Source organism: Streptomyces vietnamensis (genome assembly GCF_000830005.1).
GTDB classification, from domain to species: Bacteria; Actinomycetota; Actinomycetes; order Streptomycetales; family Streptomycetaceae; genus Streptomyces; species Streptomyces vietnamensis.
In genome coordinates this window covers 1,570,367-1,594,419 of sequence record NZ_CP010407.1, presented here as the reverse complement: position 1 = coordinate 1,594,419, position 24,053 = coordinate 1,570,367, and the positions used below count along the sequence as shown (strand labels likewise).

Annotated in this window: 23 protein-coding genes; 22 read left to right on the top strand and 1 reads right to left on the bottom strand. The window is 70.9% G+C overall.

Translation table 11 applies throughout. The features are described from left to right. The first annotated feature begins 130 nt into the window (after positions 1–130). The 16 genes from SVTN_RS06880 (at position 131) to nusB (ending at position 15,073) form a co-directional block, all read left to right on the top strand. Positions 131–568, top strand: coding sequence for a DUF948 domain-containing protein (locus SVTN_RS06880; protein ID WP_041128253.1), 438 nt, complete (start codon positions 131–133; stop codon positions 566–568). A gap of 6 nt (positions 569–574) precedes the next feature. Then, positions 575–928, top strand: coding sequence for a DUF6167 family protein (locus SVTN_RS06875; protein ID WP_041128252.1), 354 nt, complete (start codon positions 575–577; stop codon positions 926–928). Beyond that, entirely contained in the window at positions 928–3,597 is a 2,670-nt protein-coding gene (gene alaS, locus SVTN_RS06870; RefSeq protein WP_041128251.1) for an alanine--tRNA ligase, read from the top strand. Before SVTN_RS06875 ends, alaS begins: the two co-directional genes overlap by 1 nt. Before the next feature lie 2 nt (positions 3,598–3,599). Further along, positions 3,600–4,064 carry a Holliday junction resolvase RuvX gene (gene ruvX, locus SVTN_RS06865; protein ID WP_052499010.1) on the top strand — a complete coding sequence of 155 codons (465 nt, stop codon included), beginning with the start codon at positions 3,600–3,602 and terminating at the stop codon, positions 4,062–4,064. Between the two features lie 50 nt (positions 4,065–4,114). Beyond that, positions 4,115–5,362, top strand: a complete 1,248-nt coding sequence (locus SVTN_RS06860) for an RNA-guided endonuclease InsQ/TnpB family protein (protein ID WP_041128249.1) — start codon at positions 4,115–4,117, stop codon at positions 5,360–5,362. A 102-nt stretch (positions 5,363–5,464) separates the two neighbouring features. After that, a complete protein-coding gene (gene mltG / locus SVTN_RS06855; protein WP_041128248.1) occupies positions 5,465–7,234 on the top strand; it encodes an endolytic transglycosylase MltG in 1,770 nt (589 codons plus the stop codon). Continuing rightward, a complete protein-coding gene (locus SVTN_RS06850) occupies positions 7,231–8,058 on the top strand; it encodes a shikimate dehydrogenase (RefSeq protein ID WP_041128247.1) in 828 nt (275 codons plus the stop codon). Before mltG ends, SVTN_RS06850 begins: the two co-directional genes overlap by 4 nt. Positions 8,059–8,138: 80 nt before the next feature. Continuing rightward, positions 8,139–8,351: a hypothetical protein gene (locus SVTN_RS06845; protein WP_159026430.1), complete on the top strand. Its 213-nt coding sequence runs from the start codon at positions 8,139–8,141 to the stop codon at positions 8,349–8,351. Positions 8,352–8,465: 114 nt separating this feature from the next. After that, entirely contained in the window at positions 8,466–9,650 is a 1,185-nt protein-coding gene (gene aroC / locus SVTN_RS06840) for a chorismate synthase (RefSeq protein WP_041128245.1), read from the top strand. Further along, entirely contained in the window at positions 9,647–10,165 is a 519-nt protein-coding gene (locus tag SVTN_RS06835) for a shikimate kinase (RefSeq protein WP_041128244.1), read from the top strand. Before aroC ends, SVTN_RS06835 begins: the two co-directional genes overlap by 4 nt. Further along, positions 10,162–11,259, top strand: a complete 1,098-nt coding sequence (gene aroB / locus SVTN_RS06830) for a 3-dehydroquinate synthase (RefSeq protein WP_041128243.1) — start codon at positions 10,162–10,164, stop codon at positions 11,257–11,259. Before SVTN_RS06835 ends, aroB begins: the two co-directional genes overlap by 4 nt. After that, on the top strand, positions 11,256–11,702 hold the full coding sequence (aroQ, locus tag SVTN_RS06825; RefSeq protein ID WP_041128242.1) for a type II 3-dehydroquinate dehydratase: 447 nt from the start codon (positions 11,256–11,258) through the stop codon (positions 11,700–11,702). The genes aroB and aroQ overlap by 4 nt, the downstream gene beginning before the upstream one ends. Positions 11,703–11,843: 141 nt before the next feature. Continuing rightward, positions 11,844–12,845 (top strand): AAA family ATPase, encoded by a 1,002-nt coding sequence (locus SVTN_RS06820; protein ID WP_245727465.1) that lies wholly within the window; start codon positions 11,844–11,846, stop codon positions 12,843–12,845. A gap of 60 nt (positions 12,846–12,905) precedes the next feature. Then, complete coding sequence (locus tag SVTN_RS06815; protein ID WP_041128241.1) at positions 12,906–14,018, top strand: aminopeptidase P family protein; 1,113 nt, start codon at positions 12,906–12,908, stop codon at positions 14,016–14,018. A gap of 48 nt (positions 14,019–14,066) precedes the next feature. Continuing rightward, a complete protein-coding gene (gene efp, locus SVTN_RS06810) occupies positions 14,067–14,633 on the top strand; it encodes an elongation factor P (RefSeq protein ID WP_041128240.1) in 567 nt (188 codons plus the stop codon). A gap of 2 nt (positions 14,634–14,635) precedes the next feature. Next, complete coding sequence (gene nusB, locus SVTN_RS06805; RefSeq protein WP_041128239.1) at positions 14,636–15,073, top strand: transcription antitermination factor NusB; 438 nt, start codon at positions 14,636–14,638, stop codon at positions 15,071–15,073. A 175-nt stretch (positions 15,074–15,248) separates the two neighbouring features. Here nusB and bldD read toward each other — a convergent pair whose 3' ends face one another. Further along, positions 15,249–15,749, bottom strand: a complete 501-nt coding sequence (gene bldD / locus SVTN_RS06800) for a transcriptional regulator BldD (RefSeq protein ID WP_017242229.1) — start codon at positions 15,747–15,749, stop codon at positions 15,249–15,251. A gap of 246 nt (positions 15,750–15,995) precedes the next feature. Between bldD and pyrR the strand changes: the two genes are divergently transcribed. From pyrR to carB, 6 genes are all read left to right on the top strand, one after another. Further along, positions 15,996–16,565, top strand: a complete 570-nt coding sequence (gene pyrR, locus SVTN_RS06795) for a bifunctional pyr operon transcriptional regulator/uracil phosphoribosyltransferase PyrR (RefSeq protein ID WP_041128238.1) — start codon at positions 15,996–15,998, stop codon at positions 16,563–16,565. Between the two features lie 87 nt (positions 16,566–16,652). After that, on the top strand, positions 16,653–17,633 hold the full coding sequence (locus SVTN_RS06790) for an aspartate carbamoyltransferase catalytic subunit (RefSeq protein WP_041128237.1): 981 nt from the start codon (positions 16,653–16,655) through the stop codon (positions 17,631–17,633). 2 nt (positions 17,634–17,635) lie between these two features. After that, positions 17,636–18,922 carry a dihydroorotase gene (locus tag SVTN_RS06785; protein WP_041128236.1) on the top strand — a complete coding sequence of 429 codons (1,287 nt, stop codon included), beginning with the start codon at positions 17,636–17,638 and terminating at the stop codon, positions 18,920–18,922. Then, the gene (locus SVTN_RS06780) at positions 18,919–19,545 is read left to right on the top strand and encodes a PH-like domain-containing protein (protein ID WP_041128235.1); all 627 of its coding nucleotides are present in this window, start codon (positions 18,919–18,921) and stop codon (positions 19,543–19,545) included. The genes SVTN_RS06785 and SVTN_RS06780 overlap by 4 nt, the downstream gene beginning before the upstream one ends. After that, positions 19,542–20,684: a glutamine-hydrolyzing carbamoyl-phosphate synthase small subunit gene (gene carA, locus SVTN_RS06775; protein WP_041128234.1), complete on the top strand. Its 1,143-nt coding sequence runs from the start codon at positions 19,542–19,544 to the stop codon at positions 20,682–20,684. The genes SVTN_RS06780 and carA overlap by 4 nt, the downstream gene beginning before the upstream one ends. Beyond that, the gene (gene carB / locus SVTN_RS06770; RefSeq protein ID WP_041128233.1) at positions 20,677–23,985 is read left to right on the top strand and encodes a carbamoyl-phosphate synthase large subunit; all 3,309 of its coding nucleotides are present in this window, start codon (positions 20,677–20,679) and stop codon (positions 23,983–23,985) included. The genes carA and carB overlap by 8 nt, the downstream gene beginning before the upstream one ends. The last annotated feature ends 68 nt before the right edge of the window (positions 23,986–24,053 follow it).

Genomic DNA, 24,053 nt, shown 5'->3' with positions numbered 1-24,053 from the left:
ATCGGGTTCCCGTAACTCCCGTCCCACGGGCGGTAATGCGGTACGGCAGGACAGCCCGGGCGCGATAGGGTCGGGAGACGACTTTTCACAGGCCCGACGACAGGCCCACGACAGCAGAGAGCGGTGCACAGTGACCGGTGGAGAGGTTGCCGGGATCCTGGTGGCCGTGTTCTGGGCGATCCTCGTCTCCTTCCTCGCCGTGGTGCTGGTGAGGCTGGCGCAGACGCTCAGGGCGACCACCAAGCTGGTGGCGGACGTGACCGAGCAGGCCGTTCCCCTGCTGGCCGACGCCTCCGCGACCGTGCGCTCGGCACAGACCCAGCTCGACCGGGTCGACGCCATCGCCTCGGACGTCCAGGAGGTCACCTCCAACGCCTCCGCGCTGTCCACGACCGTCGCCTCCACCTTCGGCGGCCCGCTCGTCAAGGTGGCCGCCTTCGGCTACGGCGTCCGCCGGGCGCTCGGCCGGGGCCGCGAGGCGGAGGACGCGCCCCGGGCCGCCGTCCGCCGTACTGTGATCGTCGGCCGTACCGTGCCGTCCTCGCGACGCCGGAAGCAGAAGGGCTGAGCCGCGATGTTCCGCCGCACGTTCTGGTTCACGGCCGGCGCAGCCGCCGGCGTGTGGGCCACCACCAAGGTCAACCGGAAGCTGAAGCAGTTGACCCCCGAGAGCCTCGCCGCCCAGGCGGCGAACAAGGCCGTCGAGACCGGCCACCGGCTCAAGGACTTCGCCCTCGACGTCCGTGCGGGCATGGTCCAGCGGGAGGCCGAGCTGGGCGAGGCGCTCGGCCTGGAAGCCCCTGTGGACCAGGGCCGGGAGCTGCCGGAGCCGCGCCGGAGGGCCGCGCTCGGCCCGGTCGCGCACCCGACCACCTATTCGTTTTCCAAGATGCCTTCGAGTTCGTACAACCGGAATGAGGACCACTGATGGAGTCGGCTGAAATCCGCCGCCGCTGGCTGAGCTTCTTCGAGGAGCGCGGTCACACCGTCGTCCCTTCGGCGTCGCTCATCGCGGACGACCCGACTCTGCTGCTCGTCCCGGCCGGCATGGTGCCGTTCAAGCCCTACTTCCTGGGCGAGGTCAAGCCGCCCTTCACGCGCGCCTCCAGCGTGCAGAAGTGCGTGCGCACGCCGGACATCGAGGAGGTCGGCAAGACCACCCGGCACGGCACGTTCTTCCAGATGTGCGGCAACTTCTCCTTCGGCGACTACTTCAAGGAAGGCGCCATCAAGCTCGCCTGGGAGCTGCTGACCACCCCGGTGGAGCACGGCGGCTACGGGCTGGAGCCGGAGAAGCTCTGGATCACCGTCTACAAGGAGGACGACGAGGCCGAGCAGATCTGGCGCGACGTCATCGGCGTCCCGGCCGAGCGCATCCAGCGCCTCGGCAAGAAGGACAACTACTGGTCCATGGGCGTCCCCGGCCCCTGCGGCCCCTGCTCCGAGATCAACTACGACCGCGGCCCCGACTTCGGCGTCGAGGGCGGCCCGGCCGTCAACGACGAGCGGTACGTGGAGATCTGGAACCTGGTCTTCATGCAGTACGAGCGCGGTGAGGGCTCCGGCAAGGAGGACTTCCCGATCCTCGGCGAGCTGCCGTCGAAGAACATCGACACGGGCCTCGGCCTCGAGCGCCTGGCGATGATCCTCCAGGGCGTCCAGAACATGTACGAGACGGACACCCTCAAGGTCGTCATCGACAAGGCCACCGAGCTCACCGGCGTCGCCTACGGCAAGGCCCACGACAGCGACGTCTCGCTGCGCGTGGTCGCCGACCACATGCGTACGTCCGTCATGCTCATCGGCGACGGCGTCACCCCGGGCAACGAGGGCCGCGGCTACGTGCTGCGCCGCATCATGCGCCGCGCCGTCCGCAACATGCGCCTCCTCGGCGCCACCGGCCCGGTCGTCCAGGACCTCGTCGACACCGTGATCAACACGATGGGCGAGCAGTACCCGGAGCTGGTCACCGACCGCAAGCGCATCGAGACCGTCGCCCTCGCCGAAGAGGCCGCCTTCCTGAAGGCCCTCAAGGGCGGCACCAACATCCTCGACACCGCCGTCACCGAGACCAAGGCCGCCGGCGGCACGGTCCTCGCCGGCGAGAAGGCCTTCCTGCTCCACGACACCTGGGGCTTCCCGATCGACCTCACCCTGGAGATGGCCGCCGAGCAGGGCCTCTCCGTGGACGAGGACGGCTTCCGCCGCCTGATGAAGGAGCAGCGGGACCGGGCCAAGGCCGACGCCAAGGCCAAGAAGACCGGCCACGCCGACATGACCGCGTACCGGGAGATCGCCGACACCAACGGCGCCACCCAGTTCACCGGTTACACCAACACCGAGGGCGAGACCACGGTCGTCGGCCTCCTCGTGAACGGCGTCCCCTCGCCGGCCGCCTCCGAGGGCGACGAGGTCGAGGTCGTCCTCGACCGCACCCCGTTCTACGCCGAGGGCGGCGGCCAGATCGCCGACCAGGGCCGCATCAAGCTGCACAGCGGTGCCGTCATCGAGGTCCGCGACGTCCAGCAGCCGGTCCCGGGCGTCTCGGTCCACAAGGGTTCGGTGCAGGTCGGCGAGGTGACCGTGGGCTCCACCGCCTACGCCACCATCGACGTCAAGCGCCGCCGGGCCATCGCCCGCGCCCACTCCGCCACGCACCTCACCCACCAGGCGCTGCGCGACGCCCTCGGCCCGACGGCCGCCCAGGCCGGTTCCGAGAACCAGCCCGGCCGCTTCCGCTTCGACTTCGGCTCGCCGAACGCCGTTCCCGGCACGGTCCTCACCGACGTCGAGCAGAAGATCAACGAGGTCCTCTCGCGCGAGCTGGAGGTCCACGCCGAGGTCATGCCGATCAACGAGGCCAAGCGCCAGGGTGCCATCGCCGAGTTCGGCGAGAAGTACGGCGAGCAGGTCCGCGTCGTCACCATCGGCGACTTCTCCAAGGAGCTGTGCGGCGGCACGCACGTCAACAACACCGCCCAGCTGGGCCTGGTGAAGCTGCTCGGCGAGTCGTCCATCGGCTCCGGCGTGCGCCGCATCGAGGCCCTCGTCGGCGTCGACGCGTACAACTTCCTCGCCCGCGAGCACACGGTCGTCGCCCAGCTCCAGGAGCTCGTCAAGGGCCGCCCGGAGGAGCTGCCGGAGAAGATCTCCTCCATGCTCGGCAAGCTGAAGGACGCCGAGAAGGAGATCGAGAAGTTCCGCGCGGAGAAGGTCCTGCAGGCCGCCGCCGGTCTCGTCGACTCCGCCCGCGACATCCGCGGCGTCGCCCTCGTCACCGGGCAGGTCCCGGACGGCACCGGCGCCGACGACCTGCGCAAGCTGGTCCTCGACGTCCGCGGCCGCATCCCCTCGGACCGCCCGGCCGTCGTGGCCCTGTTCACCACGGTGGGCGGCAAGCCGCTGACGGTCATCGCCACCAACGAGGCCGCCCGCGAGCGCGGCCTCAAGGCCGGCGAGCTGGTCCGCACGGCCGCCAAGACCCTCGGCGGCGGTGGCGGCGGCAAGCCGGACGTCGCCCAGGGCGGCGGCCAGAACCCGGAGGCCGTCGGCGAGGCCATCGCCGCGGTCGAGCGCCTCGTGGTGGAGACGGCGTGACGATGCGCCGCGGCCGCCGTCTCGCGGTCGACGTCGGGGACGCCCGGATCGGGGTCGCCTCGTGCGACCCCGACGGGGTCCTCGCCACGCCGGTGGAGACCGTGCCGGGACGCGACGTCCCGGCCGCCCACCGGCGGCTCCGCCAGATCGTCGAGGAGTACGAGCCGATCGAGGTCGTCGTGGGCCTGCCCCGCTCGCTCAGCGGGCGGGAGGGCCCGGCCGCGACCAAGGTCCGCGCCTTCGCCCGGGAGATGGCCAAGGGCATCGCCCCGGTCCCGGTCCGCCTCGTCGACGAGCGGATGACCACCGTCACCGCGACCCAGGGCCTGCGGGCCTCGGGCGTGAAGGCGAAGAAGGGGCGGTCCGTCATCGACCAGGCCGCCGCCGTGATCATCCTTCAGAACGCTCTTGAGTCCGAACGGGTATCAGGTAATCCGCCCGGCGAGGGTGTCGAAGTGATTATCTGACTTCTCTTGTTTTCGCTTCGTTCAGCGACTGCGGCGCTAACGTGCGAGCTGTGAAGGGCAAGCGTGTGAGACGGGCCTTCAAGTTCCGTTTCTATCCGACCGATGCGCAGGCGGCAGAGCTGTCTCGCACGTTCGGGTGTGTGCGAAAGGTCTACAACCTGGCTCTCCAAGCTCGCACCGAGGCGTGGTCCCAGAGGTGTGAACGCGTGAATTATGTTCAGACTTCGGCGATGCTCACCAACTGGAAGAAGGCCGAAGGACTCGCCTACCTGAGCGAGGTGTCCTCTGTCCCTCTGCAGCAGGCCCTGAGGCACTTGCAGGGGGCGTTCGTGAACTTCTGGGAGGGGCGAGCGAAGTACCCGCGGTTCAAGTCGCGGAAGAAGTCACGCGCGACAGCGGAGTACACGCGTTCGGCGTTCCGGTGGCGCGATGGGCGTCTGACGCTCGCGAAGCTGAGCGAGCCGCTTCGCATCGTTTGGTCGCGGGCCCTCCCGCCCGGCGCGGAACCGTCTACCGTGACTGTTTCGCGGGACGGGGTCGGCCGCTGGTTCGTATCGCTGTTGGTGGAGGATCCGGAGGTTCGGCCGCTGCCGCCGGCTGACAGTCCTGCTGTCGCGCTCGACGTAGGGCTCACGACGCTGGCGACGCTGTCGACAGGGGAGAAGATCGCCAACCCGAAGTACGAGCGGCGCGACAGGAAGCGTCTCGCACGCGCTCAGCGGAAACTGGCACGGAAGCAGTCGGGGTCACGGAACCGCCAGAAGGCACAGCTCAAAGTCGCGAGGGTTCACGCCAAGATCAGCGACCGGCGTAGGGATTACCTGCACAAACTGACTACTCGACTCGTTCGTGAAAACCAAATGATCGTGATCGAGGACCTCAATGTGCGGGGCATGTTGAAGAATCGCTCGCTGGCGCGCGCGATCTCCGATGCATCCTGGTCGGAGCTCCGCGCCATGCTGGGGTACAAGTGCCATTGGTACGGTCGTCGGCTTGTCGTGATCAATCAGTGGTACCCGTCGAGCAAGACGTGCTCCAACTGCGGATACGTGCTCGCCAAGCTGTCGCTCGGGGTCCGCCACTGGACCTGCCCCGGCTGTGGGACGACTCACGACAGAGATGAGAACGGGGCGAAGAACCTTCTGGCCGCCGGGCTGGCGGTGACGGCCTGTGGAGCCGGTGCAAGACCCCGACGGGAGCGGTCCCGGACAGGGCGACCGGCGCTGAAGCAGGAAGCCAAGCGGGTGACCGCTGGAGATTTCTCCGACTATCGGTGTGGAGGGATCGGTGTCAACTGATCGCGATACGGTAACGTTCCGCGCGATGCGGCGGTGTTCGAACAGCTGCCGCACTACGTAGAGGCGGATCGTCCGGAAGCCTCGCGGCTGTTTTGGGGATCGATGACTGAGTATGGCCGGGGCCCTGGCTCCGAACCGTGGCACCCCGGGGACCCGCTCTACGGGGACCAGGGGTGGGAGGGCCAGCAGCAGTACCCGCACCCGCAGCAGGCGAGCCAGTACGGCCACGAGGGCCAGGGCTACGCGGATCCGTACGGTCAGGGCGGCGGTCAGGGCTACGGGGGCGACCCGTACCAGCAGCAGGCGCAGCAGCAGTACCAGCAGCAGCCGCCCCAGCAGCAGTACGTCGATCCGCAGTACCAGCAGCATCATCAGCAGCAGTTCCAGCAGCCGCAGCAGTACGAGACGGGGTACCCGGGCGGCGGTTACGACACGCCCGGGCAGCTCGGACAGCAGTACGACGGCAACTGGGAGACCGGTCAGGCGGCGATGGCCTACGGCGCGCCCCCGGCCGATCCGTACGGCGGCCAGAACCCGGACCTCTACGGGACGCCCGAGGCCTACCCGCCGCCCCAGCCGCCCGGCCGCCGGCAGAACCCGCCGGAGCCGGTCGTCGACTGGGCGCCGGAGGAAGAGGCGCACCCGGAGCCGGAGCCGGAGGAGGAGAAGCACCCCTTCTTCACGGGCGGCGACGACGAGGACGACGACTACCACGAGGAGCCGGGCCGCGGGCGCGGCCGGGGCTCCCGCGACGACGACCGCGAACGCCGCAGCAAAGCGAAGAAACGCAAAGGCAAGAACGGCGTGGCCTGCCTGGTCGTCGCGCTCGTCCTGGTGGGCGGCGTCGGCGGCATCGGCTACTTCGGCTACCAGTTCTGGCAGGGCGAGTTCGGCGCGGCGCCCGACTACACGGGCAGCGGCAGCGGCGAGGTCCAGGTCGAGATCCCGAAGGCCGCGGGCGGCTACGAGATCGGCAACATCCTCAAGAAGGCCGGCGTCGTGAAGAGCGTCGACGCCTTCGTCTCGGCGCAGCAGAAGAACCCGCGGGGTCTCTCGATCCAGGCGGGTGCCTACACGCTGAAGAAGGAGATGTCGGCGGAGAGCGCCGTCACGCTGATGCTGAACCCGGTCAGCCAGGCCAACCTCATCATTCCCGAGGGCAAGCGGAACGCCTGGGTCTACGAGAAGCTCGACGAGCGCCTCGACCTGGCTCCGGGCACCACGAAGAAGATCGCGCTCGCGAAGGCGGACTCCCTCGGGCTGCCCGACTGGGCCAAGAACCACGAAGAGGTCAAGGACCCCCTGGAAGGATTCCTCTTCCCGGCGAGCTACCCCGTCGCCAAGGGCACCAAGCCCGAGGACGCCCTGCGCAAGATGGTGTCCCGCGCGAACCAGGAGTACACCAAGCTCGACCTGAACGCGAAGGCGAAGGCGCTGGGTCTGAAGGGGCCGTGGGAACTCGTCACGGTCGCGAGCCTGGTGCAGGTCGAAGGCAAGTACAAGCACGACTTCGACAAGGTCGCGCGCGTGGTCTACAACCGGCTCAAGCCCGGCAACATGGAGACCGTGGGCCGCCTGGAGTTCGACTCGACGGTGAACTACCTCAAGGGTCAGAGCACCCTCGACGTCGGCACGGTCGATGACCTGCGCAAGATCGACGACCCGTACAACACGTACAAGGTGATCGGGCTCATCCCCGGTCCCATCAGCAACCCCGGCATCGAGGCCGTCAACTCGGCGATGAACCCCGCCGACGGGCCGTGGTACTACTTCGTCTCGATCAACGAGAACAAGACCGTCTTCTCCGTGACGAACGAAGAGCACAACCGGAACGTCGCGGAGTATGAGAAGCAACGGAAGCAGGGCCAGTGAGCAAGCAACATCGCGCGGCCGTCCTCGGTTCGCCCATCGCCCACTCGCTCTCCCCGGTCCTGCACCGGGCCGCGTACGCCGAGCTCGGGCTCGACGACTGGTCGTACGAGCGCTTCGAGGTCGACGAGGCGGCGCTGTCGGGGTTCGTGGGCGAGCTGGACGGGACCTGGGCCGGGCTCTCGCTGACGATGCCGCTCAAGCGGGCGATCATCCCGCTGCTCGACGAGATCAGCGACACGGCCGCCTCCGTGGAGGCCGTCAACACCGTCGTCTTCCGCGAGGACGGGCGCCGGGTCGGCGACAACACCGACATCCCCGGCATGATCGCCGCCCTGCGCGAGCGCGGCGTCGAGAAGGTGGAGTCGGCGGCCGTCCTCGGCGCCGGCGCCACCGCCTCCTCCGCGCTCGCCGCCCTCGCCCGGATCTGCGCGGGCCCCGTCACCGCGTACGTACGGAGCGAGGCGCGGGCCGAGGAGATGCGCGGCTGGGGCGAGCGGCTCGGCGTGGACGTCCGCACCGCCGACTGGGACGACGCGGCCGAGGCCTTCGCCTCCCCGCTGGTGATCGCGACCACCCCGGCCGGCACCACGAACGCCCTGGCGACCGCCGTCCCCGACCGGGTCGGCACGCTCTTCGACGTCCTGTACGACCCCTGGCCGACCCCGCTCGCCGCCGCCTGGTCCGAGCGCGGCGGCAAGGTCGTCGGCGGCCTCGACCTCCTCGTCCACCAGGCCGTCCTCCAGGTGGAGCAGATGACGGGCGTCCCGAAGGCCCCGCTCGCGGCCATGCGGGCGGCGGGGGAGCGGGCGCTGGCGGCTCGGTAGGCTCCACCCCGTACCGAGTCGATCACGGGGGAGCGGTAGTGGACACGGGCGGGGAACTCGTACTGGCGTCGCGGTGGGGCGTGGCCTTTGACCTCGTGCGACTGGTCTTCGCGGCGTTCCACCACCACTTGCCCGAATGGGTGAGGTATCCGTTGCTCGCGTTCGGCTGCGCCGTGGTCGTCCACCTCGGGCTCGGCTGGCTGCGTGAGCGATTCGGCGCGCCCCTGGAGGAGAGCGAGGCCGACCGCGAGAGCGGCGAGGCCGTCCAGGAGAGCGAGGCCGACGTCCGATAGCTGGACCGGAGGGCGGGTTCGTCCCCCGGACGTGGGAGGATCGGGGTTGGCGGGCCAGGGCCGCGCACCCGGCCGCGTCGTCGCAGTGCCCAGGCGCGAGCAAGAGGAGCATCGTTGAGCAGGTTGCGTTGGCTGACCGCTGGGGAATCCCACGGACCCGCGCTGGTCGCGACCCTTGAGGGTCTGCCCGCCGGCGTCCCGGTCACCACTGAGCTGGTGGCCGACCACCTCGCGCGGCGACGCCTCGGCTATGGGCGTGGCGCCCGCATGAAGTTCGAGCAGGACGAGATCACCTTCCTCGGCGGTGTCCGGCACGGACTCTCCCTCGGCTCCCCGATCGCCGTCATGGTCGGCAACACCGAGTGGCCCAAGTGGGAGAAGGTCATGTCGGCCGACCCGGTCGACCCCTCGGAGCTCAAGGAGACGGGCCGCAACGCGCCCCTGACCCGGCCCCGGCCCGGCCACGCCGACCTCGCCGGCATGCAGAAGTACGGCTTCGACGAGGCCCGGCCGATCCTGGAGCGCGCCAGCGCCCGGGAGACCGCCGCCCGTGTCGCCCTCGGCGCCGTCGCCCGGTCCTTCCTCAAGGAGGCCGCCGGCATCGAGATCGTGAGCCACGTCGTGGAGCTCGCGGCCGCCAAGGCTCCGTACGGCGTCTACCCGGCCCCCGGCGACGTCGAGAAGCTCGACGCCGACCCGGTCCGCTGCCTCGACGCCGACGCGTCGAAGGCGATGGTCGCGGAGATCGACCAGGCCCACAAGGACGGCGACACCCTGGGTGGTGTGGTCGAGGTCCTCGCGTACGGCGTGCCCGTCGGGCTCGGCTCGCACGTCCACTGGGACCGGCGTCTCGACGCCCGGCTCGCCGCCGCCCTCATGGGCATCCAGGCCATCAAGGGCGTCGAGGTCGGCGACGGGTTCGAGCTGGCGCGCGTGCCCGGTTCGCAGGCGCACGACGAGATCGTGCGGACCGAGGACGGCATCAAGCGCACCTCCGGCCGCTCCGGCGGCACCGAGGGCGGTCTGACCACCGGCGAGCTGCTGCGCGTCCGCGCCGCGATGAAGCCGATCGCGACCGTCCCGCGCGCCCTGGCCACGATCGACGTCGCCACCGGCGAGGCCGCGGCCGCCCACCACCAGCGCTCCGACGTGTGCGCCGTCCCGGCCGCCGGCATCGTCGCCGAGGCCATGGTCGCGCTCGTCCTCGCGGACGCGGTCGTCGAGAAGTTCGGCGGCGACAGCGTGACCGAGACCCGCCGCAACGTGCGGTCGTACCTCGACAACCTGAACATCCGGTGACCGGCGGACCCCTGGTCGTCCTCGTCGGGCCCATGGGCTCCGGCAAGTCCACGGTGGGCGCGCTCCTGGCCGAACGGCTCGGCGCGCCCTACCGGGACACCGACGCCGACATCGTCGCCGCCGAAGGACGCGAGATCTCCGACATCTTCGTCGAGGACGGCGAGGAGCACTTCCGCGCCCTGGAGCGGGCCGCGGTCGCCAAGGCCGTCGCCGAGCACGAGGGCGTCCTCGCCCTCGGCGGCGGCGCGATCCTGGACGCCGGGACCCGCGCCCTGCTCGCCGGTCTGCCCGTCGCGTACCTCTCGATGGACGTCGAGGAGGCCGTGCGGCGGGTCGGACTCAACACCGCCCGGCCGCTGCTCGCCGTCAACCCGCGCCGCCAGTGGCGCGAGCTGATGGAGGCGCGCCGCCATCTGTACGAAGAAGTCGCACGCGCCGTCGTCGCCACCGACGACCGCACGCCCGAAGAGGTCGCCCAGGCGGTCCTCGACGCACTGGAGTTGAAGGACGTATGACGGACCAGGACCAGGTGACCCGTATCCAGGTCGGCGGTTCCGCGGGCACCGATCCGTACGAGGTACTGGTCGGGCGGCAGCTCCTCGGTGAGCTCCCCGGCCTGATCGGCACCCAGGCCAAGCGGGTCGCCGTGATCCACCCGGAGGCGCTCGCCGACACCGGCGAGGCGCTCCGCGCGGACCTCGCCGAGCAGGGCTACGAGGCGGTCGCCATCCAGGTGCCGAACGCCGAGGAGGCGAAGACCGCCGAGGTCGCCGCCTACTGCTGGAAGGCGCTGGGCCAGACCGGCTTCACCCGCAGCGACGTCGTCGTCGGCGTCGGCGGCGGCGCCACCACCGACCTGGCGGGCTTCGTGGCCGCGACCTGGCTGCGGGGCGTGCGCTGGATCGCCGTGCCGACCACCGTCCTGGCCATGGTCGACGCGGCCGTCGGCGGCAAGACGGGCATCAACACCGCCGAGGGCAAGAACCTCGTCGGCGCCTTCCACCCGCCCGCCGGGGTCCTGTGCGACCTCGCGGCGCTCGACTCGCTGCCGGTGCACGACTACGTCAGCGGTCTCGCGGAGATCATCAAGGCCGGCTTCATCGTCGACCCGGTGATCCTCGACCTCATCGAGGAGGACCCGCAGGCCGCCCGTACGCCGGCCGGTCCGCACACCGCCGAGCTGCTCGTCCGCTCGATCAAGGTCAAGGCGGAGGTCGTCTCCGGCGACCTCAAGGAGTCGGGCCGCCGGGAGATCCTCAACTACGGCCACACCCTCGCCCACGCCATCGAGAAGAACGAGCGGTACAAGTGGCGCCACGGCGCCGCCGTCTCCGTCGGCATGGTTTTCGCCGCCGAGCTCGGCCGCCTCGCCGGGCGGCTCGACGACGCCACCGCCGACCGGCACCGGGCGATCCTGGAGTCCGTCGGCCTGCCGCTGACCTACCGCGGTGACCAGTGGCCGAAGCTCCTGGAGACCATGCGGGTCGACAAGAAGTCCCGCGGCGACCTGCTGCGCTTCATCGTCCTCGACGGGCTCGCCAAGCCGACCGTCCTGGAGGGTCCCGACCCGGCCGTCCTCATCGCGGCGTACGGCGAGGTGTCCGCGTGAGCGAGACGCGTCCGGTTCTGGTGCTCAACGGCCCCAACCTGGGCCGTCTCGGCTCCCGCGAGCCCGACATCTACGGCGCCACCTCCTACAAGGGGCTCGTCGAGTCCTGCCGGACCCTCGGCGCGGAGCTCGGCTTCGACGTCGACGTCCGGGAGACCAACGACGAGGGCGAGATGATCCGCTGGCTCCACGAGGCCGCGGACGGCTCGATCCCCGTGGTGATCAACCCCGGTGCGTTCACGCACTACTCGTACGGGATGCGGGACGCCGCCGCCCAGCGGACCGCCCCGCTGATCGAGGTGCACATCTCGAACCCGTACGCCCGCGAGGAGTTCCGGCACACCTCGGTCGTCGCGGCCGTGGCGACCGGCACGGTCGCCGGGTTCGGGATCGGTTCCTACCGGCTGGCGCTGCGGGCGCTCGCCGAGGAACTCGCCGACTGACAGATCCCGAGGGGGCCCGACCGGGCACCAGGGGGCGTCCCCGGGCGTTGCACCTGTGAGGGTCGGGGACGGTAACGTTCCGCCGTCCACGGACACACCGGTCCGGGGATCCAGCAGGCGTACGAGACGGAGTGGCACCGGATGCAGCACGCAGTGGGGGGGCCGGCGGGCGGCGGGGACCTCGGCGGGCAGCCGCCCGTTCCTCCGTCGGTGCCGCCGGGCACCCCGTACCCGGGGCCCGCGTCCGGACCCCGGCTCGGTGTGCATCCGACGGTCCAGGCCGGGGCTCCCCGGCCCCCGCACGCCCAGCCGGGCTGGGGCGCCCCCGGAGGCGTACCGCAGCATCCGGTGGGTCCCCCGCACCCTGCCGCACCCCACCCGGCGGGCCCCCAGCATCCCGCGGCGCCCCATCCGGCCGGCGCGCCGCACCCCGGGGCCCCGCAGCATCCCGGCTCCGGGCCGCACCCCGCCGCCCCGCAGCACCCCTCCTCCGCCCCGCCGCGCGCGGACCTGACCGGGCACGTGCCGCTGCCGCCCGTGAGCGCGCCGCTCGCGCCGCCCGTGGAGCACGGCGCCGGGACCGGCGCGGCGACCCTCGCCGTACTCCTCATCGGCCCCGCGGGCGCGGGCAAGACGACCGTCGCCCGGCACTGGGCGCAGCGCCGCCGCGTGCCCACCGCGCACATCAGCCTCGACGACGTCCGCGAGTGGGTCTGCTCGGGCTTCGCCGACCCGCAGTCCGGCTGGAACGAGCACTCCGAGGCGCAGTACCGGCCCCCCCGCCGCACCTGCGGCTTCGCCGCGCGCAACTTCCTCGCCAACGGCATCTCCTGCATCGTCGACGACGCCGTCTTCCCGGACCGGCCCGTCGTCGGCCTCGGCGGCTGGAAGCGCCACGTCGGCCCCGGCTTGCTGCCCGTCGTCCTGCTGCCCGGCCTGGAGATCGTCCTGGAGCGCAACGCCGAGCGCAGCGGCAACCGGCGCCTCTCGGACGAGGAGGTCGCCGCCATCCACGGCAGGATGGCCGGCTGGTACGGCTCGGGCCTGCCGATCATCGACAACTCCACGTACGACGTCGAGACCACCGCACGTGTCCTCGACGACGTCCTCGCCCGCGCGATCGCGAGCCCGCCCACCTGGTGACCCCGCCCGGACGGCCGTTCTGAACAGGACGGCCCGCCGCGACGCTCGTAGGCTCGGAGCATGTCAGAGGTGTATGCGGACCGCCGTGTGCGGCTGCGCGACCGGTGCGCGGCCGCGGGCAGCCCGGCGGCCCTGGTCTCCCGTCCCGCCAACGTCCGCTATCTCGCGGGTGGTTCACCGCCCGGCGCCGTCCTGCTCGTCGGGCCGGAACCGGAGGCGGACGTCCTGCTCTGCCCCGTCGCGCCCGGTGGCGAACCGGCCGACGGGCGGCTCGACGAACTGCTCCGGCAGCAGGTCATGCCCGCCGGGGGCGGTGATCCGGCGGTCGCCGCCGTCGACCTGGCCCGCCGGGCCGGCGCCGACGCGCTCGCCGTCGAGGAGCACCATCTGACGGTCGCCCGGCACCGGGCCATGGGCTCCGTCGCCCCCGCACTGCGCCTCGCCGACCTCGCCTGCGCCGTGGAGCAGCTCAGGATCGTCAAGGACGAGGACGAGATCGCCTGCCTGCGGATCGCGGCGGAGATCGCCGACCAGGCCCTCGGCGAGCTCCTGGAGTCGATCCTGGTGGGGCGGACCGAGCGCCACCTCGCCCTGGAGCTGGAGCGGCGGCTCGTCGACCACGGCGCCGACGGGGCCGCCTTCCCGACCTCGGTGGGGACGGGACCGCACTCCGGGCGCCGGGGGCACCGGCCCACCGACCGCCGGGTCGAGGAGGGCGATTTCCTCACCGTCTGCCTCGGCGCGGACTACCGCGGCTACCGGTGCGAGATCGGCCGGACGTTCGTCATCGGCACCACCCCCGCCGACTGGCAGATCGAGCTGTACGAGCTCGTCTTCGCCGCTCAGCGGGCCGGCCGCGAGTCCCTCGCGCCCGGCGCCGACTACCGGGACGTGGACCGGGCGGCCCGCCAGATCCTGGACGCCGCGGGGCACGCGGGGGCCACCGTGCCCCTCACCGGGCACGGAGTGGGGCTCGAAATCGACGAGGACCCGCAGCTCTCACCTTCGGCCATGGGTAAACTGGACGCTTGCGTGCCGGTCACCGTCGAACCGGGGGTCCACCTCCCGGGCCGGGGCGGAGTCCGGATCGATGACACGCTCGTCGTACGCCAGGAGGCGGACGGCGGACCCGAGCTACTCACCATCACGACCAAGGAGCTGCTCGCGCTGTAGGCGCGCCCTGCCTTCTCGGTCCACGTCAGTCCAGGAGATTCCGCAACCGTGGCTTCCACGAACGACCTCAAGAACGGCATGGTGCTCAAGCTCGAAGGCGGCCAGCTCTGGTCCGTCGTCGAGTTCCAGCACGTCAAGCCCGGCAAGGGCCCGGCCTTCGTGCGCACCAAGCTCAAGAACGTGCTGTCCGGCAAGGTCGTCGACAAGACCTTCAACGCCGGTGTGAAGGTCGACACGGCCACCATCGACCGCCGCGACATGCAGTTCTCCTACATGGACGGCGACTACTTCGTCTTCATGGACATGGAGACCTACGACCAGCTGCACGTCTCCCGTGCGGCCGTCGGCGACACCGCCAACTTCCTCGTCGAGGGCTTCACCGCCTCGGTCGCGCAGCACGAGGGCGAGGTGCTCTACGTCGAGCTCCCGGCCGCCGTCGAGCTGACCATCCAGCACACCGACCCGGGCGTCCAGGGCGACCGCTCCACCGGTGGCACCAAGCCCGCCACCCTGGAGACCGGCCACGAGATCCAGGTCCCGCTCTTCATCACCACCGGTGAGAAGGTCAAGGTCGACACCCGCGACAGCAGCTACCTCGGCCGGGTGAACAAGTAGCCGTGGCTGCTCGGAGCAAGGCGCGCAAGCGCGCCTTCCAGATCCTCTTCGAGGCCGACCAGCGCGGCGCCTCCGTCCAGGAGGTCCTCGCGGACCAGGTCCGGCTCTCGCGGTCCGACGACCGCCAGCCGCCGGTCAACGACTTCACCATGCAGCTGGTCGAGGGGTACGCCGCCCACGTGGCGCGGATCGACGAGCTCATCGCGACCTACGCGGTGGACTGGGACCTCGACCGGATGCCCGTCGCCGACCGGAACATCGTGCGCCTCGGTGCGTACGAGGTGATCTGGGAGGACGACACGCCCGACGCGGTCGCGATCGACGAGGCGGTGCAGCTCGCCAAGGAGTTCTCCACCGACGAGTCCCCGACCTTCGTCAACGGTCTGCTGGGGCGCTTCAAGGACCTGAAGCCGCGCCTGCGCCGCGACGCGGACGCCTAGGTCCCGTACGGCGCGCGAAGGGGCCCGCAGCACTCGGTGCTGCGGGCCCCTTCGCGTATCCGGGGCTCCTGTTCGCGTACCAGGGGCTCCTGGGGGAAAGAAAAGTGCCGGGCCCGTGAACGTCGGATGACGTCCACGGGCCCGGCGGTACGTTTCTGCTACGCCCTCGGCAGGGTCAGTTGTCCTCGTGGGCGACCGCGCGGCGCGCGTCCGCGTCCAGGACGCCCCAGCTGATCAGCTGCTCGGTGAGGACCGAGGGGGACTGGTCGTAGATGACGGCGAGCGTGCGCAGGTCGTCCTGACGGATCGACAGCACCTTGCCGTTGTAGTCGCCGCGCTGCGACTGGATCGTCGCCGCGTAGCGCTGGAGCGGGCCGGCCTTCTCCTGCGGGACGTGGGCCAGGCGCTCCAGGTCGAGGACCAGCTTCGGCGGCGGCTCGGCGGCCCCGCCCGGGGTCGTGCCCGGCAGGAGTTCCTGCACCGGGACCCCGTAGAAGTCGGCCAGCTCGGCAAGGCGCTGCACGGTCACCGCGCGGTCACCGCGCTCGTACGAGCCGACCACGACCGCCTTCCAGCGGCCCTGGGACTTCTCCTCCACCCCGTGGAGGGACAGACCCTGCTGGGTGCGGATGGCACGGAGTTTGGCCCCGAGCTGCTTTGCGTATTCGCTGGACATAACGCTCCCGGACGCTGTGACGACATGCGGCTGCGCCGCGCGGCTGGTAACTCACTGTGAGGTTACGCAGCGTTACACCTACCCGTCAAGCCGAATGGTCCGTACCGCCCCCTCCCGGGGGACGGCGCCCGGAGTGACGACAGGGGTGCGCGGGATGATCCCGCCCACCCCTGGTAAAGTGAACGGCGCAAATCCGACGTCCTTTAAGAGCCGTCCCGTGAGGCGGAGAAGGAGGTCCGTTTTTTCATGGACACTCAGCAGCAGTACGGCGATGAAGCCCGGCCCGTTCTCGAGGCCCCGGACATCGCGCGGGTCCTGACCCGCATCGCCCACGAGATCGTCGAGCGCGCCAAGGGCGCCGACGACGTGGTCCTCCTCGGCATCCCCACCCGCGGCGTCTACCTCGCCCGCCGGCTCGCCGAGAAGCTCGAATCGATCACCGGCACCAAGATCCCGGTCGGTTCCCTCGACATCACCATGTACCGGGACGACCTGCGGCTGAAGCCGGCCCGCGCCATCGGCCGCACCGAGATCCCCGGTGACGGCATCGACGGCCGCCTCGTCGTCCTCGTCGACGACGTCCTCTTCTCCGGACGCACCATCCGCGCCGCCCTCGACGCCCTCGGCGACATCGGCCGCCCGCGCGCCGTCCAGCTCGCGGTCCTCGTCGACCGCGGCCACCGCGAACTTCCGATCCGCGCCGACTACGTCGGCAAGAACCTCCCCACGTCGCTGCGGGAGACGGTCAAGGTCCTGCTCGCCGAGGAAGACGGTCGCGACACCGTCCTGCTCGGCAGCAAGCCCGCCTCCTCCTAGCCGGACCGGCACCCCTCGACGGGGCCCGGGGCACAGCCCTGCGCACCCGCATGCCCTCACACCTCCCCACCACGGAGAGAAACCCCGATGATGCGTCACCTCATCTCGGCCGCCGACCTCACCCGCGACGACGCCGTCCAGATCCTCGACACCGCCGAGGAGATGGCCCGGGTGGCCGACCGGCCCATCAAGAAGCTGCCGACCCTGCGCGGCCGGACCATCTGCAACCTCTTCTTCGAGGACTCCACCCGGACCCGGATCTCCTTCGAGGCCGCCGAGAAGCGCCTCTCCGCCGACGTGATCAACTTCGCGGCCAAGGGCTCCAGCGTCTCCAAGGGCGAGTCCCTCAAGGACACCGCGCAGACCCTGGAGGCCATGGGCGTCGACGCGGTCGTCATCCGGCACAGCGCCTCCGGCGCCCCGTACCGGCTCGCCACCTCCGGCTGGATCGACGCCCCCGTCATCAACGCCGGCGACGGCACCCACCAGCACCCCACCCAGGCCCTCCTCGACGCCTTCACCATGCGCCGCCGCCTCGTCGGCCGCGACGCGGGCCTCGGCCAGGACCTCGCCGGCAAGCGCATCACCCTCGTGGGCGACGTCCTGCACAGCCGGGTCGCCCGCTCCAACGTCGACCTGCTCCACACCCTCGGCGCCGAGGTCACCCTGGTGGCCCCGCCGACCCTGGTCCCCGTCGGCGTCGAGACCTGGCCCTGCGACGTCTCGTACGACCTCGACGGCGTGCTGCCGAAGTCCGACGCCGTGATGATGTTGCGTGTGCAGCGCGAGCGGATGAACGCCGCCTTCTTCCCGACCGAGCGCGAGTACTCGCGCCGCTACGGGCTCGACGGCGAGCGGATGGCGAAGATGCCCGAGCACGCCATCGTCATGCACCCCGGCCCCATGGTCCGCGGCATGGAGATCACCGCCGAGGTCGCCGACTCCGACCGCTGCACGGTCGTCGAGCAGGTCACCAACGGCGTCTCCGTCCGGATGGCCGTCCTCTACCTGCTTCTGGGCGGCAACGAGTCCGCCGTCAGCCACACCCGCACCGAGGAGAACAAGTAACCATGAGCAAGATCCTTATCCGCGGTGCCCAGGTCCTCGGCGGCGAAGCCCAGGACGTCCTCATCGACGGCGAGACCATCGCCGAGGTCGGTACGGGCCTCTCCGCCGAGGGCGCGACCGTGATCGAGGCCGACGGCCAGATCCTGCTGCCCGGCCTGGTCGACCTCCACACCCACCTGCGCGAGCCCGGCCGCGAGGACTCCGAGACCGTCCTCACCGGCACCCGCGCCGCCGCCTCCGGCGGCTACACCGCCGTCTTCGCCATGGCCAACACCCACCCGGTCGCCGACACCGCCGGCGTCGTCGAGCAGGTCTACCGCCTCGGCCAGGAGGCCGGCTACTGCGACGTCCAGCCCATCGGCGCCGTCACCGTCGGCCTCGAGGGCAAGAAGCTCGCCGAGCTCGGCGCCATGCACGACTCCGCCGCCGGCGTCACCGTCTTCTCCGACGACGGCAAGTGCGTCGACGACGCCGTGATCATGCGCCGCGCCCTGGAGTACGTGAAGGCCTTCGGCGGCGTCGTCGCCCAGCACGCCCAGGAGCCCCGCCTCACCGAGGGCGCCCAGATGAACGAGGGCGTCGTCTCCGCCGAGCTCGGCCTCGGCGGCTGGCCCGCCGTCGCCGAGGAGTCGATCATCGCCCGCGACGTCCTCCTCGCCGAGCACGTCGGCTCCCGCGTCCACATCTGCCACCTCTCCACCGCCGGCTCCGTCGAGATCGTCCGCTGGGCCAAGTCCCGCGGCATCGACGTCACCGCCGAGGTCACCCCGCACCACCTCCTCCTCACGGACGAGCTGGTCCGCTCGTACAACCCGGTCTACAAGGTCAACCCGCCGCTGCGCACCGAGAAGGACGTCCTCGCCCTGCGCGAGGCGCTGGCCGACGGCACGATCGACATCGTCGCCACCGACCACGCCCCGCACCCGCACGAGGACAAGGACTGCGAGTGGGCCGCGGCCGCCATGGGCATGGTCGGCCTGGAGACCGCCCTCTCCGTCGTCCAGCAGACGATGGTCGAGACCGGACTCCTCGACTGGGCCGGCGTCGCCGAGCGCATGTCCTTCGCGCCCGCCCGCATCGGACGGGCCAAGGGCCACGGCCGCCCCGTCTCGGCTGGTGAGCCCGCGAACCTGACGCTGGTCGATCCGGCTTACCGTGGTGTCGTGGACCCCGCGGACTTCGCCTCCCGCAGCCGCAACACCCCCTACGAGGGCCGTGAGCTGCCGGGACGCGTCACCCACACCTTCCTGCGGGGCCGGGCAACGGTCGTGGACGGGAAGCTGGCGTGACACCACTCATCGCAATCGCCGCAGAGGCGGCCGAACAGAAGTCGGCGGAGGTGACCGACTGGGCCGGACGGCTCGGCTGGGTCGCCGGACTGCTCCTCTTCGTCGTCCTCGTGTACTGGCTCATGCGCCAGGGCTGGAAGTGGCGCGGCAGCCTCCAGTCGGACCTCCCCGCGCTCCCCGCCCGCCCGTCTCCCACCACCACCCTCAACGGAGGCGGCGAGCCGCCGCAGCCCGGAATGCCGGAGACGACCGGCGAGGCGAAACTGACTCTCAGCGGGCGCTACCACGGGTCCACGACCGCCGGGCAGTGGCTCGACCGGATCGTCGCCCACGGCCTCGGCACCCGCAGCCGCGTCGAGCTCACGCTCACCGACGCCGGGATCGAGGTCGTACGCCCCGGGGCGAACGACTTCTTCCTGCCGACCGCCGCCCTGCGCGAGGCCCGCCTCGACAAGGGCATCGCCGGCAAGGTCCTCACCGAGGGCGGGCTCCTGATCGTCACCTGGGAGCACGGCGGCAAGCAGATCGACTCCGGCTTCCGCTCGGACCGGGCGGCCGAGCACACGGCCTGGGTCGAGACCATCAACTCCATGATCAACACGACGGAAGGCATCGCACGATGACGACCTCCACCAGGGGAGCCGAAAAGGTTCCCGCCGTACTCGTCCTGGAGGACGGCCGCATCTTCCGCGGCCGTGCCTACGGGGCCGTGGGGGAGACCTTCGGCGAGGCCGTGTTCTCCACCGGCATGACCGGCTACCAGGAGACCCTCACCGACCCGTCGTACCACCGCCAGGTCGTGGTCATGACCGCCCCCCACGTCGGCAACACCGGCGTCAACGACGAGGACCCCGAGTCCGCGAAGATCTGGGTCGCCGGCTACGTCGTCCGCGACCCCGCCCGCATCCCGTCGAACTGGCGCTCCCGGCGCTCCCTCGACGAGGAGCTGCGCAACCAGGGCGTCGTCGGCATCTCCGGCATCGACACCCGCGCCCTCACCCGCCACCTGCGCGAGAGCGGCGCCATGCGCGTCGGCATCTTCTCCGGCAACGCGCTGCCCGACGAGGGCACCATGCTCGCCGAGGTCCGCCAGGCCCCCGAGATGAAGGGCGCGAACCTCTCCGAGGAGGTCGCCACCAAGGAGACGTACGTCGTCCCCGCGATCGGCGAGAAGCGCTTCACCGTCGCCGCCGTCGACCTCGGCATCAAGGGCATGACCCCGCACCGGATGGCCGAGCGGGGCATCGAGGTCCACGTCCTCCCCGCCACCGCCACCGCCGAGGACGTCTACGCCGTCAACCCCGACGGCGTGTTCTTCTCCAACGGCCCCGGCGACCCGGCCACCGCGGACGGCCCCGTCGCCGTCATGCAGGCCGTCCTGGAGCGCAAGACGCCGCTCTTCGGCATCTGCTTCGGCAACCAGATCCTCGGCCGCGCCCTCGGCTTCGGCACCTACAAGCTGAAGTACGGCCACCGGGGCATCAACCAGCCCGTCCAGGACCGCACCACCGGCAAGGTCGAGGTCACCGCGCACAACCACGGCTTCGCCGTCGACGCGCCCCTCGACAAGGTCTCCGACACCCCCTACGGGCGTGCCGAGGTCTCCCACGTCTGCCTGAACGACAACGTGGTGGAAGGCCTCCAGCTGCTCGACCAGCCGGCCTTCTCCGTCCAGTACCACCCCGAGGCGGCCGCGGGCCCGCACGACGCCGCGTACCTCTTCGACCGCTTCGTATCCCTGATGGAGGCCGAGCGTGCCTAAGCGCACCGATATCCAGTCCGTCCTGGTCATCGGCTCCGGCCCGATCGTCATCGGCCAGGCCGCCGAGTTCGACTACTCCGGCACCCAGGCCTGCCGCATCCTCAAGGCCGAGGGCCTGCGGGTGATCCTGGTCAACTCCAACCCGGCCACGATCATGACCGACCCGGAGATCGCCGACGCCACCTACGTCGAGCCGATCACCCCCGAGTTCGTCGAGAAGATCATCGCCAAGGAGCGCCCCGACGCCCTCCTGCCCACCCTCGGCGGCCAGACCGCGCTCAACACCGCGATCTCCATGCACGAGCAGGGCGTCCTCGAGAAGTACGGCGTCGAGCTCATCGGCGCCAACGTCGAGGCCATCAACAAGGGCGAGGACCGCGACCTCTTCAAGGGCGTCGTCGAGGCCGTCAAGGCCAAGATCGGCTACGGCGAGTCCGCCCGCTCCGTCATCTGCCACTCCATGGACGACGTCCTCAAGGGCGTCGACGAGCTCGGCGGCTACCCCGTCGTCGTCCGCCCCTCCTTCACCATGGGCGGCGCCGGCTCCGGCTTCGCCCACGACGAGGACGAGCTGCGCCGCATCGCCGGCCAGGGCCTCACGCTCTCCCCGACCACCGAGGTGCTCCTGGAGGAGTCCATCCTCGGCTGGAAGGAGTACGAGCTGGAGCTCATGCGCGACAAGCACGACAACGTCGTGGTCGTCTGCTCCATCGAGAACTTCGACCCGATGGGCGTCCACACCGGTGACTCGATCACCGTCGCCCCGGCGATGACCCTCACCGACCGCGAGTACCAGCGCCTGCGCGACATCGGCATCGCGATCATCCGCGAGGTCGGCGTCGACACCGGCGGCTGCAACATCCAGTTCGCCGTCAACCCGGACGACGGCCGGATCATCGTCATCGAGATGAACCCGCGCGTCTCCCGCTCCTCGGCGCTCGCCTCCAAGGCGACCGGCTTCCCGATCGCCAAGATCGCGGCCCGTCTCGCCGTCGGCTACACGCTGGACGAGATCCCGAACGACATCACGGAGAAGACCCCGGCGTCCTTCGAGCCCACGCTCGACTACGTCGTCGTCAAGGCCCCGCGCTTCGCCTTCGAGAAGTTCCCGCAGGCCGACTCCACCCTCACCACCACGATGAAGTCGGTCGGCGAGGCCATGGCCATCGGCCGCAACTTCACCGAGGCGCTCCAGAAGGCCCTGCGCTCCCTGGAGAAGAAGGGCTCGCAGTTCACCTTCGTCGGCGAGCCCGGCGACAAGGCCGAACTCCTCCGCGAGTCGGTCCGCCCGACCGACGGCCGCATCAACACCGTCATGCAGGCCATCCGCGCCGGCGCCACCCCGCAGGAGGTCTTCGACGCCACGAAGATCGACCCGTGGTTCGTCGACCAGCTCTTCCTGATCAAGGAGATCGCCGACGAGCTGGCCGCCGCCGAGAAGCTCGACCCCGAGCTGCTCGCCGAGGCCAAGCGCCACGGCTTCTCCGACGCCCAGATCGCCGAGATCCGGGACCTGCGCGAGGACGTCGTCCGCGAGGTCCGGCACGCCCTCGGCGTCCGCCCGGTCTACAAGACGGTCGACACCTGCGCCGCCGAGTTCGCCGCCAAGACCCCGTACTTCTACTCCTCGTACGACGAGGAGAGCGAGGTCGCCCCGCGCGAGAAGCCCGCCGTGATCATCCTGGGCTCCGGCCCGAACCGCATCGGCCAGGGCATCGAGTTCGACTACTCCTGCGTCCACGCCTCCTTCGCCCTGAGCGACGCCGGCTACGAGACCGTGATGGTCAACTGCAACCCGGAGACCGTCTCCACGGACTACGACACCTCCGACCGTCTGTACTTCGAGCCGCTGACGCTCGAGGACGTCCTGGAGATCGTCCACGCCGAGACCCTCGCCGGCCCCGTCGCCGGTGTCGTCGTCCAGCTCGGCGGCCAGACCCCGCTGGGCCTGTCGCAGGCGCTCAAGGACAACGGCGTGCCGGTCGTCGGCACCTCCCCGGAGGCCATCCACGCCGCCGAGGACCGCGGCGCCTTCGGCCGCGTCCTCGCCGAGGCCGGGCTCCCCGCGCCGAAGCACGGCACCGCGACCACCTTCGCCGGCGCCAAGGCCATCGCCGACGAGATCGGCTACCCCGTCCTCGTGCGCCCCTCGTACGTGCTCGGCGGCCGCGGCATGGAGATCGTGTACGACGAGGCCCGCCTGGAGTCGTACATCGCCGAGTCCACCGAGATCAGCCCCACCCGGCCGGTCCTGGTCGACCGCTTCCTCGACGACGCCATCGAGATCGACGTCGACGCGCTCTACGACGGCGAGGAGCTCTACCTCGGCGGCGTCATGGAGCACATCGAGGAGGCCGGCATCCACTCCGGCGACTCGGCCTGCGCCCTGCCCCCGATCACCCTCGGCGGCTACGACATCAAGCGCCTGCGCGCCTCCACCGAGGCCATCGCCAAGGGCGTCGGCGTCCGCGGACTGATCAACATCCAGTTCGCCATGGCCGGCGACATCCTCTACGTCCTGGAGGCCAACCCGCGCGCCTCCCGGACCGTCCCCTTCACCTCGAAGGCGACCGCCGTGCCGCTCGCGAAGGCCGCCGCCCGCATCTCGCTCGGCGCCACCATCGCCGAGCTGCGCGCCGAGGGCCTGCTGCCGAAGAACGGCGACGGCGGCACCCTGCCGCTCGACGCGCCGATCTCCGTCAAGGAGGCCGTGATGCCGTGGTCGCGCTTCCGCGACGTGCACGGCCGCGGCGTCGACACCGTCCTCGGCCCGGAGATGCGCTCCACCGGCGAGGTCATGGGCATCGACGCGGTCTTCGGCACGGCCTACGCCAAGTCGCAGGCCGGCGCCTACGGCCCGCTGCCCACCAAGGGCCGCGCGTTCATCTCGGTCGCCAACCGCGACAAGCGCTCGATGATCTTCCCGGCCCGCGAGCTCGTCGCCCACGGCTTCGAGCTGCTCGCCACCTCCGGCACCGCCGAGGTCCTCAAGCGCAACGGCATCAACGCCACGGTCGTCCGCAAGCTCAGCGAGGGCGAAGGCCCCAACGGCGAGAAGACCATCGTGCAGCTCATCCACGACGGCCAGGTCGACCTGATCGTCAACACCCCGTACGGCACAGGCGGCCGCCTCGACGGCTACGAGATCCGTACGGCCGCGGTGGCGCGCAGCGTCCCCTGCCTCACCACGGTCCAGGCGCTCGCCGCGGCCGTCCAGGGCATCGACGCGCTCAACCACGGCGACGTGGGCGTCCGCTCGCTCCAGGAGCACGCGGAGCACCTGACCGCGGCCCGCGACTAAGAGCCCGTACGAGGAGGGGGACACCGGCAGACATGCGGTGTCCCCCTCGTCATGACCTGGAGCGACAC

Coding starts and splice junctions, on each gene's coding strand:
- SVTN_RS06875 (WP_041128252.1), top strand. CDS start 575: ATGTTCCGCCGCACGTTCTGGTTCACGGCCGGCGCAGCCGCCGGCGTG.
- alaS (WP_041128251.1), top strand. CDS start 928: ATGGAGTCGGCTGAAATCCGCCGCCGCTGGCTGAGCTTCTTCGAGGAG.
- ruvX (WP_052499010.1), top strand. CDS start 3,600: ATGCGCCGCGGCCGCCGTCTCGCGGTCGACGTCGGGGACGCCCGGATC.
- mltG (WP_041128248.1), top strand. CDS start 5,465: ATGACTGAGTATGGCCGGGGCCCTGGCTCCGAACCGTGGCACCCCGGG.
- aroB (WP_041128243.1), top strand. CDS start 10,162: ATGACGGACCAGGACCAGGTGACCCGTATCCAGGTCGGCGGTTCCGCG.
- SVTN_RS06820 (WP_245727465.1), top strand. CDS start 11,844: ATGCAGCACGCAGTGGGGGGGCCGGCGGGCGGCGGGGACCTCGGCGGG.
- SVTN_RS06815 (WP_041128241.1), top strand. CDS start 12,906: ATGTCAGAGGTGTATGCGGACCGCCGTGTGCGGCTGCGCGACCGGTGC.
- bldD (WP_017242229.1), bottom strand. CDS start 15,749: ATGTCCAGCGAATACGCAAAGCAGCTCGGGGCCAAACTCCGTGCCATC.
- pyrR (WP_041128238.1), top strand. CDS start 15,996: ATGGACACTCAGCAGCAGTACGGCGATGAAGCCCGGCCCGTTCTCGAG.
- SVTN_RS06790 (WP_041128237.1), top strand. CDS start 16,653: ATGATGCGTCACCTCATCTCGGCCGCCGACCTCACCCGCGACGACGCC.
- SVTN_RS06785 (WP_041128236.1), top strand. CDS start 17,636: ATGAGCAAGATCCTTATCCGCGGTGCCCAGGTCCTCGGCGGCGAAGCC.
- carA (WP_041128234.1), top strand. CDS start 19,542: ATGACGACCTCCACCAGGGGAGCCGAAAAGGTTCCCGCCGTACTCGTC.